A 16367-nucleotide genomic window follows, 5' to 3' on the forward strand; every position below is an offset into this window, starting at 1 on the left:
AGAACAGCCGCGGCCGGCCCGCGGATCAGCGGTCCTCGGGCTCCTTGGGCAGCTTCGGCGAGAGGAGCAGGAGCAGCAGGGCCGCGGTCGGCCGCGTGTACACCGGGGCGTCGCTGACCGGCGCCTCCGGCTCGGTGATCAACGCCGTGATCGCCGCCCGTTCCTGCGCGGTGACCCGGGGGCGGGTGAGGGCCGGGGTGGACATGAAATCTCCCAACCGGCGCACCGGGGCGGCTGCCCGGGGTGCACCATGGACGACGGGTTGTGGTCACGCTTCGGTTGGTGATGTCGGTGAACTGGTGGGGCCAACTATGGTCCGTCCCGAGTGGACGCTGCATCGCCTGATCGAGCGGTTTGCCACTACCACAACGACCTCGTGCCCCGAGCACCACTCCATTGCGCTCAACCACCCGATGAAGTGACGCACGCGCGGTGGGAACCGTGTCCGACCACGCGGTCCACAGTGTCCTCATGGGACGGCAGCGGCCCAGGAAGGACTCGGTGGAACGCCGGTCAAGGAGCGGTCGAGGTCGTCGAGCCGGCGCTGCAAGCGCCGCGCGTCGAGGTCGCGACCCTGCTCCCGGTACAGCACCACGGCTTCGTGCCATGCCGCGCGCGCCTGGTCGTGCTGCCCGAGCGCCACGTGGGGATCGCCCACGCTGTCCAGGGTCTCCGCGACCTGGTAGGCGTGGCCCAGGGTGCGGAACAGCGGGAGCGCTTGGTGATAGTACTCGACCGCGCGTCCGTGGTCACCCGTGCGGTGGGCGATGAGCCCGAGGCTGTCCAGGGTGTTGGCCTCACCACCGAGGTGGTGGTGCCGCCGGTACCGGGCGAGCGCGGCGGTGCAGTGCACCCGGGCGGTGCTGTGGTCGCCCAGCCGCGCGGCGGACCATCCCACCTGGTTGAGCGCGTCGGCCTCCCACACGGGCTGGTCGAGGTCGCGGTACAGGTCGAGGGCGTGGTGGGCGTGCCGCAGGGCCAGTTCGTCGTCGCCGGCTCGTTCCCACGCGAGCGCCAACGCCCGGTGGGTGTGCGCCTGCTCGAGGGTGTCCTGGTGCCGCACGGCCAGATCGAGCGCCTGGTCCAGCCGGTCGGTGGCCTCCTCGTGCCGGCCCAGCCGGGAGCAGGCGTCGCCGAGGTTGCGGAGGGTGCGGGTGCGGGTGGTGCGGTCGGGCAGGTGGTCGGCGACGTCCAGTGCCGCCTGCCACGCGGTGAGCGCATCGCGCAGGCGTCCGCGCCGGACGTGGAAGGTTTCCAGCGCCCAGGCCAGGTGCCACACGGCGTGGTGCCTGCCGAGGGCGCCGGCGGCGCGCTGGGCCGCGAGGAGCGTGGTGTGCTCGGCCGCCAGCCAGGCGGTCGCTGCGGCGGCGTCGGGCAGCTCCAGCGGGCGCGTGCCGGGCGCCGGGGGGTTGGGCCGCACGAGCGGGCCGTGCGGGTCGAGGAGCCGGTCGGCGGTGAACGCGGTGTGCAGGTAGAAGTCGAGCACCCGGGCGAGGGCCGCTTCCCGCACGTCGTTCGGCACGGTGGTGCGCGCGGTGGTGGCGGCGTGGCCGCGGACCAGGTCGTGCATCACATAGCGGCCGGGCGACCGGTGTTCGAGCAGCGAGGCGTCCTCCAGCGCCGCGAGGACCTTGCGGGTGCGGGCCGGGGTCGAACCGGTCAGGGACGCCACCGCGGGCAGCGTCGTGTCCGTTCCGGGCGCGATGGCCAGTAGTCCGAACACGGTGCGTTGCTCTTCCGTGAGGTTCCGCAGGGACGAGGACAGGACCGCCGGCAGGCTCGCGGCGGGGTCGTCGGCGTCGAGGGCGTCCGAACCCGACTCCCGCAGCTCGGCCACGGTCTCGGTCAGCGACGGGCGCCGGTGCGCGAGGGTGGCCGTCAAGGCGAGCGCCAGCGGGCACCCACCGCAGAGGGCGACCAGCTCGGCGGCGGCGTCCCGCTCTGCGACGACGCGGTGGTCGCCCAGGGAACCGGTCAGCAGGGCGAGCGACTCGGTGTCGGTCAGCACGCCGAGCGGCAGCGTCCGGGCACCGTGGCGGGCGGACAGGGCCGGCAGCCGGTGGCGACTGGTGACCAGCACGGTGCAGGACGGGCTGCCGGGCAGCAGCGGCACGACCTGCTCGGTGGACACGGCGTTGTCCAGCACCACCAGCACCCGCTTGCCGGTGAGCAGGCTGCGGAACAGTGCCGCCTGCGCGTCCTGGCCGCGGGGCACGCGGTCGGCGGTGACGCCCAGGGCACCGAGGAACCCGCGCAGCGCGTCCTCGGGTGCGGTCGGCGGGCTGGTCGGGCTGAAACCGCACAGGTCCACGAAGAGCTGCCCGTCGGGGAACCGGTCCAGGTGGCGGTGCGCCCAGTGCAGCGCCAGCCACGTCTTGCCGATGCCCCCGGAGCCCGTCAGGTGCGCGATCGCCACCGCCCCTCCGGGTGGTTCGAGCGCCTCGGTCAGGGCGGCCGATTCGTCCGAGCGACCGGTGAACGGCCGCGGTGGAGCGGGCAGCTGGCGGGGCGTCGCCACCGGCGAGGCGCGGTCCGCCCGGGTAACGGCCAGCCCCGGGTCGGCGGTGAGGATGCGCTGGTGGAGGTGACGCAGGTGCGGGCCGGGGTCGGCGCCGAGTTCGCCGACCAGGCGGTCGCGCACCCGCCGGTAGTGCTCCAGCGCGTCGGCCTGGCGGCCGCTGCGGTACAGCGCCAGCACGAACTGCTCCGCGACCCGCTCGTCCAGCGGGTGCCGCCGGACCCGCTCCGCCAGCGCCGGCAGCAGCTCGGCGTGCCGACCCAGGCGCAGCGCGGTGTCGGCGTGCTCCAGCTCGGCGGCCAGGCGCTCTCCGTCGAGGGTGGCGCGGAGGTCCGCCGCCCACGGCGTGTCCAATTCGGACAACGGATCACCGCGCCACAGTGCCAGCGCCTGGTCGAGCAGCGCCAACCGGTGCTCGTCGTCCGCTTCACCGGCCCGCGTGACCAGCTTGCGGAACCGGTGCACGTCGACGGCCTCGGGATCCACCACCAAGGCGTAACCCCCGTGGCGTGAGACGATCACCGCTTCGTCCGCCAGCAGCCGCCGCAACCGCGACACGTAGGTGCTGAGCACCCGCCGCGCGCGGTGCGGTGGTCGATCGACCCACACCCGGTCCAGCAGCTGCTCCGCGGTGACGACGCGGTTGGCCTCCGCGAGCAGGACCGCCAGCACGCACCTCTGACGGACGTGTCCCAGCTCGACCACCAAGCCGTCGACGCGGAGTTCCAGCGGTCCGAGCGCGCGGAACTCACCCCCCATGAACCCTCCCCCCGTGACCTCTGTACCCCAACGGCGTGGTGGTGGGCACCGCCGTTGGGGTACAGAGGTCAGTGCGCTCCCGACCGTGCCGCAGCGGCGGTCCACGCGTCGGCCAACCGGACCAGGTCCTCCCGGTCCTCCTCCGGCAGGGCCGAGAACAGCCGCCTCTTCGCATCGAGGACGACCTCCGGGAGCCGGACGCGCTCGGCGCACTCCCAATCCGCCACGGCGACCGACACCTCGCGTGCCTGCAGCTCCTCGGACGGTCCGCGCTCCTCGTACAGCGCCTGCAACCGTGCCTGTGCGCTCTCGGGGGTCGCGGCGGGCAGCCCCCGTCCACCCATGCACGCCGACCAGGCACCTACCGCCGTGCGGTAGCCGGGCTCCCCTTGCACCCGCTTGGCCATCGACGCGTGCAGCGCCTGCGGCACGTAGGTGATCCTCGCCCACTCGACGACGTCGCCGTACAGCTCACGGTGTGCTTGCGCGAGGCACCCGGCCCCCGGGAAGGACACCGTCGCGCCGTTGCCCAACCGGATCGCCCTCCGCTGCTCGTCACCACCCTCCAAAGCGCGCCGGTACTTCGCCTGCTCAGACGTCGAGAGGCTCCGCACGTACTCGTCGTTTGCAGGGACGGACGCGGGTGATCCGGCGTAGCGCGCGTGCAGGCCGTAACCGGTCTGCCGGCGATCGGCGGCGGTGACCGCGCCCGAGCCCTGCGCCGCCGCCGGATCGGTCCGGTAGGTCAAGCCGAGCGCGGCCATGCACGCGCCGACGAGCCGGTGCTCCGCCGATGCCAGGACCCCGTTCACGCGGTCGTACGTGCCCGTTCTCGTGAGCAGGTCGAACGCCGCCCTCGAAGCGCCGCGCCCGGCGCACCCCGTGCCGAGCAGGAGGCAGGCGAGCGCGATCACCGCACCCCGGAACACCACGCCACCTGCCCGGAGGCTCAGGCGCACCTCGACCACGAGTTGGAGCTGATCGCGTTGTCGAAGTCCCACGAGCCGAGGTTCGCGATCCCGGTGCCGCGGCTGAGCGACAGGCCGCCCCGCGAGCCGAGCGCGTAGTCGAGGCCGTCCCAGAGGTCGGCCCAGCACTGGGTGCCGTTGTTGTAGACCGACGAGGCGCAGTTGTTCCAGGTGCCCCCGCCGCAACTGCCGTGGGCGAACCGGCGCCAGTCCGGGTTGGTGCCCGAGAGCTCGCCGGGCCCGTCGTTGTAGTTGTTGTTGGCCCAGAAGCACACGTTCGACGAATGACAACCCGCCGGCGCCGCCGTCGGCACGACCTCCGGTGCGGACCTCAGGGCGGGTTCGGCGTTCGCCACCGCGGCGAACCCCACCATGCCGGTTCCCACCGCCAGGAACAGGACCCCCGCGAGCACCAGAACTGCGCGTCTCATCGATTTCCCCTCTCGTCGCCCCGCGTCCGGCCGTCTCGTCACGGCCTGGGACGCGGGTACCGGGGAAGACTGCCCGACCGGTGTGTCGTGACTGTTGAACGAGTGCCGAATGGCCTGGTCAGCGGGTCGGTTCGGTCGACCCCTCGCGGTACCCGCGACGCGCCGGCGACCGGCGGCGAGGAGGTGGCCCGGCCCGCGCGGTCGGGTTTCGGCGACCCCCTCGCGGGAAGCCGTCGGCGAGACGACAGCGGAGGAGGCGGTATGAAGGCCGTGGTGTGGCACGGGACCGGTGACATCCGGCTCGACGAGGTGCCCGACCCGAAGGTCCTGGAGCCGAGCGACGCGATCGTGCGCATCACGCGCAGCGCGATCTGCGGCACGGACCTGCACCTGGTGCGCGGCACGATGCCGGGCATGGTCGAGGGCACCGTCCTGGGGCACGAGGCCGTCGGGGTGGTGGAGGAGGTCGGTCCGGCGGTGCGCGGCTTCACGCCCGGTGACCGGGTGGTGGTGACTTCCACGATCGGGTGTGGCACCTGCTCGTACTGCCGCGCCGGGTACTACGCGCAGTGCGACAGGGCCAACCCGAACGGGCCGAGCGCGGGGACCACGTTCTTCGGCGGCCCGGAGGCGACCGGACCGGTGGACGGGTTGCAGGCCGAGTACGCGCGGGTGCCGTTCGCGATGACCACGCTGGTGCGCATCCCCGACGCGGTGACCGACGACCAGGCGATCCTGCTGTCCGACATCTTCCCCACGGCGTGGTTCGGCGCCCGGCTGGCCGAGGTCGGGCCCGGTGACAGCGTGCTGGTGCTGGGCGCGGGCGTGGTGGGCCAGTTCGCCGTCGCCTCGGCCAAGCGGCAGGGCGCGGGCCGGGTGTTCGTGGTCGACGGCATCGCCTCGCGCCTGGACCAGGCCCGAGAGCAGAACGCCGAGACCGTCGACTTCAACCGCGAGGACCCGGTGGCGCTGGTCCGGGAGCTGACCGGCGGCATCGGCGTGGACCGCGTCATCGAGGCCGTCGGCGTGGACGCCCAGCGCCCGAAGACCGGACCGGCCGCCGACCCCGACCAGGCCGGGCAGTTCGACGCCGAACGGCGGGCCGCCGCCCCCGGCGCGAACCCCGACGGCGACCAGTGGGTGCCCGGCGACGCGCCCAGCCAGGCCCTCCGGTGGGCGGTGGAGGCGGTGGCGAAGGCCGGCAGCATCGGTGTCATCGGCGTCTACCCGCCGGGCTTCGGCAGCTTCCCCATCGGCGAGGCGATGAATAAGAACCTCACCGTCCGGATGGGCAACTGCAACCACCGCCGGTACCTGCCCGAACTGCTCGACCTCGTGGTCAGCGGGGTGGTGGACCCGACGGCCTTCATCACGCAGCACGAGCGGCCGGTCGACGCGATCGAGGCATACCGGAGCTTCGACCGCCGCGAAGAGGGCTGGCTCAAGACCGTCCTGGACGTCGCATGAGCGGCACCGTGGCGGACGCGCTCGTCCGACGCCTGAGGACGTGGGGCGTGCCCCGCGTGTTCGGCTACGCGGGCGACGGCATCGACCCGATCCTGGCCGCCCTGCACCGCGCCGGGGGCGACCCGGAGTTCGTGCCCGCCCGGCACGAGGAGATGGCCGCGTTCATGGCGACCGGTCACGCCAAGTACACCGGCGGCGTCGGGGTTTGCCTGGCCACCCAGGGACCGGGCGCGATCCACCTGCTCGGCGGCCTGTACGACGCCAAGCTCGACCGGCGGCCGGTGGTGGCGATCGTGGGGCAGGTGGTGTCCACCGCGCTCGGCACCGGCTACCTGCAGGAGGTGGACCTGCACGCGTTGTTCAAGGACGTCTGCGGCCAGTACCTGCAGACCGTGTTCGCGCCCGAGCAGCTGCCCGTGCTCCTGGACAATGCCATGCGCACGTCCATCTCCGAACGGGTGCCGACCTGCCTGATCGTGCCGCACGACGTGCAGCGCGAGGACGCGGCCGACGACCTGCCGCACGCGCACGGCGTGGTGCCCTCGTCCGCGGTCGTCGCCCGCCCGCGCGTGCTGCCGCGCGAGGACGAGCTGCGCCGGGCCGCCGAGGTGCTCAACGCGGGCAAGCGGGTGGCGCTGCTGATCGGCCGGGGGGCGGCGGGCGCGGAGCGCGAGGTGGCCCAGGTGGTCGAGGTGCTCGGCGCGGGCGCCACGGCCTCCCTGGTCGGCAAGCCCGTCATCCCCGAGGACGCGCCGTGGCACACCGGCGTCATGGGTCACCTGGGCACCACCGCGTCGGCCGAGCTGATGTCGGGCTGCGACACGCTGCTCATCGTCGGCAGCAACGACCCGTGGACCGAGTTCTACCCCGCGCCGGGGCAGGCGCGGGCCGTGCAGATCGACGTCGAGGCGCGGGTGGTGGGCAGCAAGTACCCCGTCGAAGCACCGCTGGTGGGTGACGCGCGGGAGACGTTGCGCCTGCTGCTGCCGCTGCTGCGCCGCAACGCCGACCGCGCGTGGGAGCGGCGGGTGTTCGCCGACGTGGCCCGGTGGCGGCAGATCGCCGGCGAACGCGCCCGGACCCCGGCCGACCCGCTCAACCCCGAGCTGGTGGTGCACGCCCTGTCCGGCCACCTGCCCACCGACGTGCAGGTCGCCGTGGACGTCGGTTCGTCGACGTACTGGTACGCGCGGCACCTGGCGCTGCCGGTCGGCGCGCCCGCCCACACGTCGAGCTACCTGGCGTCGATGGGCTGCGCCCTGCCCTACGGCCTGGCCGCCAAGCTGCACGCGCCCGACCGGCCGGTCGTCGCGCTGGTCGGCGACGGCGCCATGCAGATGAACGGCCTGCTGGAGCTGATCACCGTCGCCGACCGGTGGCGCACCTGGGCCGACCCCCGGTTCGTGGTCCTCGTGCTGCACAACCGCGACTTGAACGAGGTCACGTGGGAGCAGCGCGAGATGGAGGGCGACCCCCGGTTCCCGACCTCGCAGCGCGTGCCGGACTTCCCCTACGCCGGGTACGCCGAGCTGCTCGGGCTGCGCGGCATCCGGGTCGACTCGCCGGACGCGCTCGGCACGGCGTGGCACGACGCCTTCACGGCCGACCGGCCGGTGGTGGTGGAGGCGATCGTCGACCCGGCCGTGCCGCTGCTCGCGCCGCACCTGCCCGGCGAGAAGGTGGAGATGATCCACCGGGGCCTCGACCAGGAGCCGGACGGCGACCCGGAGCGGGAGCACCTGCGCCGGCAGCGCGCGGCCGAGGGGTCCCCGGCCTCGGGCTGAGCGCCGCGGCCGGTCGGGCGGAGGCGTGGTGGACGCGCGGCGGTGGGTGCCGGTCGAGCACCGGTTCCCCGGCCTGGACCGGCGGGCGTTCGGACCGGCGTCCATCGTCTTCGCGGGGCGTTGCTGCTGGTCTACGGCCTGCCAGCGCTGAACGCGGCCGTGCCGTGGCACAACGAGGTGCGCGCGGGCGCGTCGCCAGCGAACCCGACCTTCCTGCCGGCCACCGACGGCGCGCGCGTCCAGCTGCGGGGCACCGCGCTCCGGGGTACCGCGCGGGCGTTCCTCGACCAGGTGCGGCGGGCGGTGACGCGGACCGGGCCGCCGTGCTGCCGTTCGCCATCGCCGCGGTCGAACTCGCGACCCTGTTCGCGGCCCGGCGCCTGGCCGCCCGGCGGGAACGGGCCTGGACGCGGGACCTGCTCGACGCCGTCAGCGGCTCGCGCGGGGAGCGCAAGGCCCACCGCGAGCACGTCGGCAGCCGGCGCAGGGCACCTGGTCGACAGCGCGGGCGACCTGCCGCACGAGCTCGCCCGCGCCGGGGGGCGACGACGACGCCCCCGGCGCGGTCCACGCCAGGTCGGAACTCCTCCGGTTGCGCTCCGGTACCCGTTCCTGACGCGTTCACACCCCGGTGCCGGTGATCGGCCCGTCCGCCACCTCACGGCATCGCGGTCGGTCGATCCGGGTTCACGTCCGGCGGCGCGGGTAGCCGGACGGTTCGACCCGAGGAGAGGAGCCGTGCCATGACCGAACCGCGACGCGACGAGGAGACGGTGGAACGCGGTGCCGCGGAGGAGGGGAGCGGCGCACCGCTGACCGAGACCGAGCGCGAGGTGTCCGAACGGCCGGCCGGCGACACCCCGCACGACCAGACCTCGCCCTCGGACTGAGCCCGCGACCGCCGACCCGTACCGGCCGCCGAGGTTTCGACGGCCCGGTACGGGTACCCCACCGACACGTCAAGCAGTCGGCGACGCGCAGCCCGCACCGGTCGCGTGCGTGCCCCGAGCACTGGACCCCGCCATGGCACCCACCCCATGCCCCGTTCGCGGCGCCATCGTCACCTACCTGAACCCCGACGTGCTGCACCCGACCGTCTACGTGCGCGGAGTCGTCATCGGCGCGCACGTCGTCGACCCGCAGACCTCGCACGAGTGGGTGCCGGTGATGCACCCCGACCGCACCGTCTCGGTGCTGGACACCACCAACATCCTCAAGGTGCGGCTACCCGGGTGCTCGTGAAACCGGGGCTCACAGCACGGCGGCGAACGAGGTGGTGCCGCTGACGCTCGTGAGGCCCCAGGGGGTGAGGCAGGCGGTCAGGTCGGTGGCGGGCAGGACCTTGGCCCGCACGACGGTCGCGCCCTCGAACAGGCCCTCGACCACCGTGCCGGTGAAGACCAGGACGGTGGTGCCGCCGGGCTTGAGGTTGACCTCGAAGCCACCCTGGACGGTGCTGCTCCGCCCGTCGTCCCAGTGGTAGGTCGAGGTGTTGGTGGTCTTGCCCGACAAGCAGCTGAACGTGCCGCTGACCAGGGCCGTGAAGGTCGCCACGGTGATCTCCGGGTGGGTGGGGGACACGCACCCGCCCAGCGTGCCGGTGGCGGTGAAGACGATCTCGCGCGGCAGCAGGGTCGTGCCGGGCGTGTAGGTGCCGATCTGGGTCCCCAGTGGACAGTCGATGTCCACGACGGACGCCGAAGCCGTACCCGGGAGCAGTGGCAGGGCGCTGGACAGCGCGACCACGGCGGCGGCGACCAACGAACGCAGGCGCATGGAACCGTTCCCCTTTCCTGGTGGTTTCGGGAGGTCCGAGTCTCACGAGCCCGCCGAGCGCCCTCAAGCGGCTGAACGGCTTGCGGTGGAACACCGTCGGTGGGCGCCCGTTCCGCAGATCCGCGGGCCTGGACCGGGGCCGCCGGCTCAACGGCGTCGGGCCGGTACGCCGCGCCCGGCGGTGTACCGGCGTCGGCGAGGGGAGTTCGACCGGGCGTCGAGGCGGTGAACTCTTGTCGAGCGCCCTTCGGTCACCGCGCCGGGGACAGCACAATCGCGGCGTGATCCGATCCCACCCCGCACGCCTGCTCGCCGCGCTGCTCGGCCTCCTCGTGGCCGCCGGCCCGCTGTTCCCGGCCACCGCGTCCGCCGCACCCCAGGCGCCGAACGGGCACCCGCCGTACTCGTTGCTGCACATGAACGTCTGCTCCAGCGGTTACGCCGGCTGCTACGCCAAGACCGAGTACCCGAAGATCGTGGACGAGGTGGTCGCCCGCATCGAGGCCAACGACGTCAACGCGGTCACCCTCAACGAGGCGTGCAGCGGCGACGTGGCCGAGATCGCCGCGCGCACCGGCTACCACCACCGCTTCGCCACGGTGATCTACCGGGGCGCGCCGCTGCCGTGCAAGTCGCCGGAGGGTCGTGGCGTGTTCGGCAACGCCGTGCTGGTGAAGGAGGCGATCCGGACCTCCGAGGACGCGCCGTTCTCCGTGTTCAACGGCGTGGAGCAGCGCCGCTGGCTGTGCGTGACGACCGCCCGCCGGGTGGACGTGTGCACCACCCACCTGTCCACCGGCGGCGAGGCACCCGGCAGCGTGAACGCCGTCCAGTGCGCCGAGCTGACCGCCGTCCTGGCCTCGCGCGGCCGGCCGACCGTGTTCGCCGGCGACGTCAACCGCCGCGCCTCGTGCGCCCCGCCGGCCCACTGGACCCTGACCGACGCCGGTGCCACCCAGGCGCCGGGCATCCAGCACGCCTACGGCACCCTGACCGCGCCGACCCTGGAGCTGGAGCCGACCACCCACACCGACCACGACGCCCTGGTCGTCCGCGCCGGCCTGCGCTGATCGACGCCGGGGTCCGGGCGGTCACCAGGTCCCGGCGACGGCGCGCGCACCTCGACGCCACCGCGGCACGGAGCGGCGCGTGCGCGGCACGGTGTGCGTCGCCGGTGGCCGGGCCAGGCCACGCCGGGTGCGGTGACCCGTGAGCCGTCATCGCAGCCGGGGCACGATGGCGGCGGTGGTGGGTTCGGCCCGGTGATGGGCGGCTCGTTCGGCGTCGAAGGCCGGTGATCACCCGCCGCGTGCACCCGGGCCGCGCGGCGGGCGACCCGGTCCTCGCGTTCCGGGCAGCTGAACGCGAGGCGGCGGGTCCGCGGTGCCCGTCTGGTCGATCCGCGGCAGCAGGCGTTGTCCGCGGCGACCGCGCGGTGACCTCCCGCCCGCACCGGCGCGGCGGGAACGCGCGCCGGCCGCGGTGAGCCGGAGGAGCCGCTGGTCGTCGCTCACGGCGCCACTACGAGCACACCGGCATCGTCCCGGCGCCGTCCGCCCGGTCGCGCGTGCCGGGCCGGGTCGCCGATTACCCCTCGCGCCGTTACGTTGCCAGAGGCCGCCCGCGTTCGACCCGAGGAGCGCCGATGCCACCCACCGCCACCGCCCGCGAGCCGCGACGATGACCGCCCCCCGCACCTACCCCGGCGCGCTGCCCCTGCTGGGCCACGCACCGCGGATGAAGCGCGACCCCGGCGCGTTCCTGCTCGAGCTCCAGTCGGCCGACCCGGTCACCCGCGTCCTGCTCGGCCGCACGCCCGCCTACGTCGTCAACGACCCGCTGCTGGTGCGCGACGTCCTGCGCCGGCCGGACGCGTTCGCCCGGGGCGGCCCCATCGCGGAGCGGTTCCGGCAGATGTTCGGCAACGGCCTGGGCATCTCCGACGGACCGTTCCACCGGCGGCAGCGCCGGTTGGTCCTGCCCGCCTTCCACCGCGCCCGCGTCGCCGAGCACGCCGCCGTCATGAGCGCGCACGCCGAGCGGAAGGCGGCCTCCTGGCGCGACGGCCAACGGGTCGAGGTCCACCTGGAGATGGACGAACTCGCGCTGGCCAACATCCTCCGGGTCATCGTCGCCGACGGCGCGGCCCTGGACCGGGCGGCCTTCACGGCCGCGACCGCCGAGGTGCTCGGCGGGCTGTACCGGCGGGTGACCGGCGCGGGCGGCGCGCTCGCGCGGCTGCCGACCCCGGGCAACCGCCGCTACCGCGCGGCGGAGGCGTTCCTCCGGCGGACGATCCGGGCGCTGATCGACGACTGCGCCGCGACCGGCGCCGACCGGGGCGACCTGCTGTCGCTGATGGTCTTCGCCCGCGACGGCGGGCGGCCCGCCATGAGCGACCGGCAGGTGCACGACGAGGTGATGACCTTCCTCATCGCGGGCAGCAACACGGTCGGCAACACCCTCTCCTGGGCCTTCCACGAGCTCGGGGCGCACCCGGACGTCGAACGCCGCCTGCACGACGAGGTCGACCGGGTGCTGGCCGGCCGGACGGCCGCGTTCCAGGACGTCGAACGCCTCGACTACACCCGGCGGGTGATCACCGAGACGCTCCGCTACCGCACGCAGGGGCTCCTCCAAAGCCGTGTCACCACAGTGGACACTCGACTGGGCGACTACCACGTCCCCGCCGGGAGGGTGGTGCTCTACAGCGCGCACGCGCTCAACCACAACCCCCGCATCCACGCCGACGCCGAGCGGTTCGACCCCGACCGGTGGCTGCCCGAACGCGTCGACCCGTTGGCGCGCTCGGCCTTCCTGCCGTTCGGGACCGGGCTGCACGGGTGCGTCGGCGCGGGGCTCGCCCGGGCGGAACTGGTGATCACGCTGGCCACGATCGCCTCCCGGTGGCGGCTGGAGCCCGTGCCCGGCCACCGCGTGCGGCCCAAGCCCGCGATCACGTTGCCGGTCAACGCGTTGCCCATGATCGCCCGCGGTCGCGCGACGGCGCCCCCGGCCGTTCCGCGCCTCGACCACCCCGCGGGACGGGGAGGAGCGCGCGGCGAGCACGTCTGACGCACCCGATCGGGCGCAACCGCGCCACGACAGCCGTTCCCGGCTCCGGAACCCGGTAACGTCCCCGGGCGCAAGGTGCGGAACAGGTCGTCCCCAGGAGGAGAACCGTGGGCAAACCCCTCACCGAACTCTCTCCCGTGGTCTCGACGACGATGGTGATCCGCAGGCCGGTGGCCGAGGTCTTCCGGGCGTTCACCGATCCCGCCGTCACGAGCCGGTTCTGGTTCACCGACAGCAGCGGACCGGTGGAGCCGGACGCCGAGCTGCGGTGGACGTGGGGGATGTACGACCTGACGGTCGTGGTGCGCGTCAAGGAGTTCGAGCAGGACCGGCGCTTCGCGATCGAGTGGCGCAACGGGCCGCGCCCGACGACCTTCGAGATGCGGTTCACCCCGCGCCCGGGGGACGCGACGCGCGTCGACCTGACCGAGACGGGGTTCGGCGGTGACGACCCCGAGGAGGTCGTCACGTGGGCGTTGAACTCGATGGGCGGCTTCACCGAGGTGCTGGCCGCCGCGAAGGCGTTGCTGGAGCACGACGTCGTGCTCACCCTGGTCGCCGACCGTCACCCCGACGGCATCGGCGGCTGAACGCGACCGGCGAGGACCCGACGGAGGGCGGTTCACCGTGCGGCAGGTGCTCCACAGGTCCCCGGCGGTCGACGCCACGCCCCGCCGCGGCGGGACGTTGACCATGGTCGGCGCGGGCGACGTCGACCACCTCGACCCGGCGCTGGCCTACCACACGGTGACCAGGGGCATCCTGCGCGCCTACACCCGCCAGCTCGTGGGGTACGCGGCCGGTCGTGACCGGACCGAGGCGGGGCGCATCGTCGCGGACCTGGCCACCGAGGTGCCGACCGCGGCGAACGGGCGGCTCACCGGGGGCGGCACCCGCTACGCGTTCACCCTCCGGGAGGGCGTGCGGTGGCACACCCCGACCGGCTCGCGCCCGGTCACCGCCCGGGACGTGGTGCGCGGCATCAAGCGCCTGGCGCACCCGCTGGCCAACAGCCCGGGGCTCGCGTACTACCTCAACGCGATCGAGGGCATGGCCGAGTTCCGCGACGCGCTCGCCGACGCGCCCCGCACCCCCGAGGCGATCGGGGAGCGCCTGGAGACCGCGGACCTCCGCGGCGTCGTCGCGCTGGACGACGTGGAGGTCCGCTTCACCACGCGGTACCCGATGTCGGACTTCCTCAACATGTTGGCCCTGCCGTTCGCGACGCCCGCGCCGGAGGAGTACCTGCGCTTCGTTCCCGGCAGCCCGGGCCTGAACCGGTCGATCGCCTCCAACGGGCCCTACCGCGTCACCGCCCACCGCCCCGGCGAGCTGATCGAGCTGCGCCGCAACCCGGCGTGGGACCCCGGCACCGACGACCTGCGGGCCGCCCACCTCGACGGCATCGTGGTCAGGCAGGGCGTGGCGGAGCGGGAGGCGCACGACCTCGTCGCCCGCGGCGAGGCCGACATGCTGTGGGACGTCCAGCCGCTCACCGAGGAACTCCCCGCGCTGCTCGCCACCGACGACCCCCGCCTCGAGGTGTACCCCGCCGGTCTGCTGAGCCCGTACGTGGTGGTGAACTTCGCCAGCCCGGCCGAGGACGGCGCCACCGGCAAGCAGGACGTCCGCACCGCCCTCCAGTACGCGGTGGACAAGGCCGCGGTGTCGGCGGTCTGGGGCGGACCCCGGCTGAACGACATCGCCGACCAGGTCCTGCCGCCGCTGTGCCTGGCGCACCGGGAGAGCCGTCCGCACGCCACCGAAGGCGGCCGGGGCGACCCCGAGCGCGCCCGGCGGCTGCTCGCGCGGGCGGGTTACCCGGACGGCCTCACCCTGCGACTGGTCCACCGCGACCGCGACATCCACCCCGACACCGCCGAGGCGGTGCGGGAGGCGCTGGGCCGGGCGGGCATCCGGGTGGAGCTCGTGCCCGCGTCGATCACCGAGCTGTTCTCGGAGTTCCTGTCCTCGTCGGAGTCGGCGCGACCGCTGGACTGGGAGCTGGCGCTCACCGGCTGGGAGCCCGACTGGTACGGCAACAACGCCCGCACCTACCTCCAGCCGCTGTTCGACAGCCGCGACGTGGCGGAGGACGGCGACTGGGGCGCGAACTACGGCCGCTACCGCGGCGAGCGGGTCAACCGGTTGCTGACCGAGGCCCTGACCTGCCCGGACGAGGAGCGCGCGGGCGAGCTGTTCCGCGAGGTGGAGGCGCAGGTCCTGCGGGACGGGGCGATCGTCCCCGTGCTGTTCGCCCACCAGTACTGGTTCCACTCGACCAGGGTGCGCGGGTGGCTGCCGTACCCGGTGCTGAACGGCGACCTGACCAACCTCTGGCTCGCCGACGCCGAGGAGCCCGCGGGCTGAGGCACGTTCTCGAATTCCCCCTTCCGATGTGGCGGTTCCTTCGTCCGGGTGCCGCGAAAAGGCTTGTGCGCGTGCGGTTCGACGCCGTGCCACTGTTTGTCGACATCTCTTTCGAGGGATCATTTCCGCTGGTCAAAAAGCATTGATCGACACCATCGCGTGAAGATGTGTTTACGACCTTGGGGGCACTGCCGGCCTCTGGTAGGCAGGAATCACGATTTCCGCGGTGTCCGGTTGCGGTGGTTCCGGGCGTTGGAGGCGTGATGCAGCACTCGGGTTTCCCCATTCCGGTGCCAGGGCGATGACGGCGGTCGCGTCGCGACTGCGGCTGCCGCCCCGGATGGCCGACTTCTCCCGCCGGGGCTTCCGGCTCGACCAACCGGCGCAGCGCGCCGTCCTCGAACGGCACGCGCGCCACTTCCTCGGCGGGTTCGACCTCGCCGTGCGGTCGTGGCGACGGCCGCACGAGCCGCTGAGCCGGGTGGACGCCGAGGAGCGCGGCTTCGCCTACGAGGGCGCCGCCATGTTCGCCGGGCTGCTCGACCTGGCCACCGCCGGCCGGGCGCGGGCCCTGGACCGGCTGCTCGCCGGGCCGGGGAACGCCTACGCGCACCTGGTGCACGTCGGCGCGGGGTGGTTGTTCACGGCGGCGCGCGTGCCCGTCCTGCCGCGCCTGCCGGGCACGCCGCTGCTGCGCTGGCTCGCCGTCGACGGCTCGGGGTTCGGCGAGGCGTACTTCGGTGGCGCGCGGGCGCTGCTGCGCCGGGCCTCGCGCCCGTCGGGAGCGGTGTGGCAGGTCCGCGTCGCCGGGTGTGGGCGCGCCCTGTGGTTCGTCGAGTCCGCCTGCCCGTCCGGGGTGGCCGACGTGATCGGCCGGGCGCCCGCGCCCGCGCGACCGCACCTGTGGAGCGGCGTCGGGCTCGCCGTCGCCTACGCGGGCGCGGCGGACCGGGTGGCCCGCGCCGACCTGCTCGACCTCGTCGGACCGCACCGGGCCCACTTCGCGCAGGGCGTCGTCTTCGCGGCGGGCGCGCGGGTCCGCTCGGGGATCGTGCCGCGGCACACGCGCGAGGCGTGCGCCGAAGTGCTCGGCGTGACCGCCGAGGAAGCCGCGCGCTGGGCCGACGAGGCCGCCGAGGACCTGCTCGACGCCCCGGACGTGCGGGCGTACCTGGCCTGGAAGGCGCGGCTGCGCCACCGGGTCGCCCGAGAGACCTGA

The 16367-nt window shown here is 74.1% G+C and carries 14 protein-coding genes; 9 read left to right on the forward strand and 5 right to left on the reverse strand.

Features of this window, described 5'->3' with window-relative positions; genetic code table 11:
* Nucleotides 1–25: 25 nt before the first annotated feature.
* The 4 genes from ACIGNX_RS00835 to ACIGNX_RS00850 all read right to left on the reverse strand — a co-directional run bounded on the left by ACIGNX_RS00835 (nucleotide 26) and on the right by ACIGNX_RS00850 (nucleotide 4676).
* Nucleotides 26–205, reverse strand: coding sequence for a hypothetical protein (locus ACIGNX_RS00835; RefSeq protein ID WP_396534842.1), 180 nt, complete (start codon nucleotides 203–205; stop codon nucleotides 26–28).
* 264 nt (nucleotides 206–469) lie between these two features.
* Entirely contained in the window at nucleotides 470–3277 is a 2808-nt protein-coding gene (locus ACIGNX_RS00840; protein WP_396534844.1) for a BTAD domain-containing putative transcriptional regulator, read from the reverse strand.
* Between the two features lie 68 nt (nucleotides 3278–3345).
* Nucleotides 3346–4245 (reverse strand): hypothetical protein, encoded by a 900-nt coding sequence (locus ACIGNX_RS00845; RefSeq protein ID WP_396534846.1) that lies wholly within the window; start codon nucleotides 4243–4245, stop codon nucleotides 3346–3348.
* Nucleotides 4227–4676, reverse strand: coding sequence for a peptidase inhibitor family I36 protein (locus ACIGNX_RS00850; protein WP_396534848.1), 450 nt, complete (start codon nucleotides 4674–4676; stop codon nucleotides 4227–4229). Before ACIGNX_RS00850 ends, ACIGNX_RS00845 begins: the two co-directional genes overlap by 19 nt.
* A gap of 261 nt (nucleotides 4677–4937) precedes the next feature.
* Between ACIGNX_RS00850 and ACIGNX_RS00855 the strand changes: the two genes are divergently transcribed.
* The 4 genes from ACIGNX_RS00855 (at nucleotide 4938) to ACIGNX_RS00870 (ending at nucleotide 9169) form a co-directional block, all read left to right on the forward strand.
* The gene (locus tag ACIGNX_RS00855) at nucleotides 4938–6143 is read left to right on the forward strand and encodes a zinc-dependent alcohol dehydrogenase (protein WP_396534850.1); all 1206 of its coding nucleotides are present in this window, start codon (nucleotides 4938–4940) and stop codon (nucleotides 6141–6143) included.
* Entirely contained in the window at nucleotides 6140–7927 is a 1788-nt protein-coding gene (locus tag ACIGNX_RS00860) for a thiamine pyrophosphate-requiring protein (protein ID WP_396534852.1), read from the forward strand. Before ACIGNX_RS00855 ends, ACIGNX_RS00860 begins: the two co-directional genes overlap by 4 nt.
* 743 nt (nucleotides 7928–8670) lie before the next feature.
* Nucleotides 8671–8817, forward strand: a complete 147-nt coding sequence (locus ACIGNX_RS00865; RefSeq protein ID WP_396534854.1) for a hypothetical protein — start codon at nucleotides 8671–8673, stop codon at nucleotides 8815–8817.
* Between the two features lie 133 nt (nucleotides 8818–8950).
* Nucleotides 8951–9169, forward strand: coding sequence for a hypothetical protein (locus ACIGNX_RS00870; protein WP_396534856.1), 219 nt, complete (start codon nucleotides 8951–8953; stop codon nucleotides 9167–9169).
* A 9-nt stretch (nucleotides 9170–9178) separates the two neighbouring features.
* Here the strand turns inward: ACIGNX_RS00870 and ACIGNX_RS00875 are convergent, their stop codons facing one another.
* Nucleotides 9179–9703 carry a hypothetical protein gene (locus ACIGNX_RS00875; protein ID WP_396534858.1) on the reverse strand — a complete coding sequence of 175 codons (525 nt, stop codon included), beginning with the start codon at nucleotides 9701–9703 and terminating at the stop codon, nucleotides 9179–9181.
* Between the two features lie 281 nt (nucleotides 9704–9984).
* On the opposite strand from ACIGNX_RS00875, the gene ACIGNX_RS00880 reads away from it, so the two are divergent.
* From ACIGNX_RS00880 to ACIGNX_RS00900, 5 genes are all read left to right on the forward strand, one after another.
* Entirely contained in the window at nucleotides 9985–10773 is a 789-nt protein-coding gene (locus ACIGNX_RS00880) for an endonuclease/exonuclease/phosphatase family protein (protein WP_396534860.1), read from the forward strand.
* A gap of 610 nt (nucleotides 10774–11383) precedes the next feature.
* Entirely contained in the window at nucleotides 11384–12778 is a 1395-nt protein-coding gene (locus tag ACIGNX_RS00885; protein WP_396534862.1) for a cytochrome P450, read from the forward strand.
* A 107-nt stretch (nucleotides 12779–12885) separates the two neighbouring features.
* Nucleotides 12886–13368: an SRPBCC domain-containing protein gene (locus ACIGNX_RS00890; RefSeq protein WP_396534864.1), complete on the forward strand. Its 483-nt coding sequence runs from the start codon at nucleotides 12886–12888 to the stop codon at nucleotides 13366–13368.
* 46 nt (nucleotides 13369–13414) lie between these two features.
* On the forward strand, nucleotides 13415–15148 hold the full coding sequence (locus tag ACIGNX_RS00895) for an ABC transporter substrate-binding protein (protein WP_396534866.1): 1734 nt from the start codon (nucleotides 13415–13417) through the stop codon (nucleotides 15146–15148).
* Between the two features lie 301 nt (nucleotides 15149–15449).
* Nucleotides 15450–16367, forward strand: coding sequence for a DUF1702 family protein (locus ACIGNX_RS00900; protein ID WP_396534868.1), 918 nt, complete (start codon nucleotides 15450–15452; stop codon nucleotides 16365–16367).

The organism is Actinosynnema sp. NPDC053489 (assembly GCF_044544865.1).
In the GTDB taxonomy this organism is placed as follows: Bacteria; Actinomycetota; Actinomycetes; order Mycobacteriales; family Pseudonocardiaceae; genus Actinosynnema.

What these genes read in the sequence shown, in the direction of transcription:
- ACIGNX_RS00835 (WP_396534842.1), bottom strand. Translation starts at nt 205, where the DNA reads ATGTCCACCCCGGCCCTCACCCGCCCCCGGGTCACCGCGCAGGAACGG.
- ACIGNX_RS00840 (WP_396534844.1), bottom strand. Translation starts at nt 3,277, where the DNA reads ATGGGGGGTGAGTTCCGCGCGCTCGGACCGCTGGAACTCCGCGTCGAC.
- ACIGNX_RS00850 (WP_396534848.1), bottom strand. Translation starts at nt 4,676, where the DNA reads ATGAGACGCGCAGTTCTGGTGCTCGCGGGGGTCCTGTTCCTGGCGGTG.
- ACIGNX_RS00855 (WP_396534850.1), top strand. Translation starts at nt 4,938, where the DNA reads ATGAAGGCCGTGGTGTGGCACGGGACCGGTGACATCCGGCTCGACGAG.
- ACIGNX_RS00860 (WP_396534852.1), top strand. Translation starts at nt 6,140, where the DNA reads ATGAGCGGCACCGTGGCGGACGCGCTCGTCCGACGCCTGAGGACGTGG.
- ACIGNX_RS00865 (WP_396534854.1), top strand. Translation starts at nt 8,671, where the DNA reads ATGACCGAACCGCGACGCGACGAGGAGACGGTGGAACGCGGTGCCGCG.
- ACIGNX_RS00870 (WP_396534856.1), top strand. Translation starts at nt 8,951, where the DNA reads ATGGCACCCACCCCATGCCCCGTTCGCGGCGCCATCGTCACCTACCTG.
- ACIGNX_RS00875 (WP_396534858.1), bottom strand. Translation starts at nt 9,703, where the DNA reads ATGCGCCTGCGTTCGTTGGTCGCCGCCGCCGTGGTCGCGCTGTCCAGC.
- ACIGNX_RS00885 (WP_396534862.1), top strand. Translation starts at nt 11,384, where the DNA reads ATGACCGCCCCCCGCACCTACCCCGGCGCGCTGCCCCTGCTGGGCCAC.
- ACIGNX_RS00900 (WP_396534868.1), top strand. Translation starts at nt 15,450, where the DNA reads ATGACGGCGGTCGCGTCGCGACTGCGGCTGCCGCCCCGGATGGCCGAC.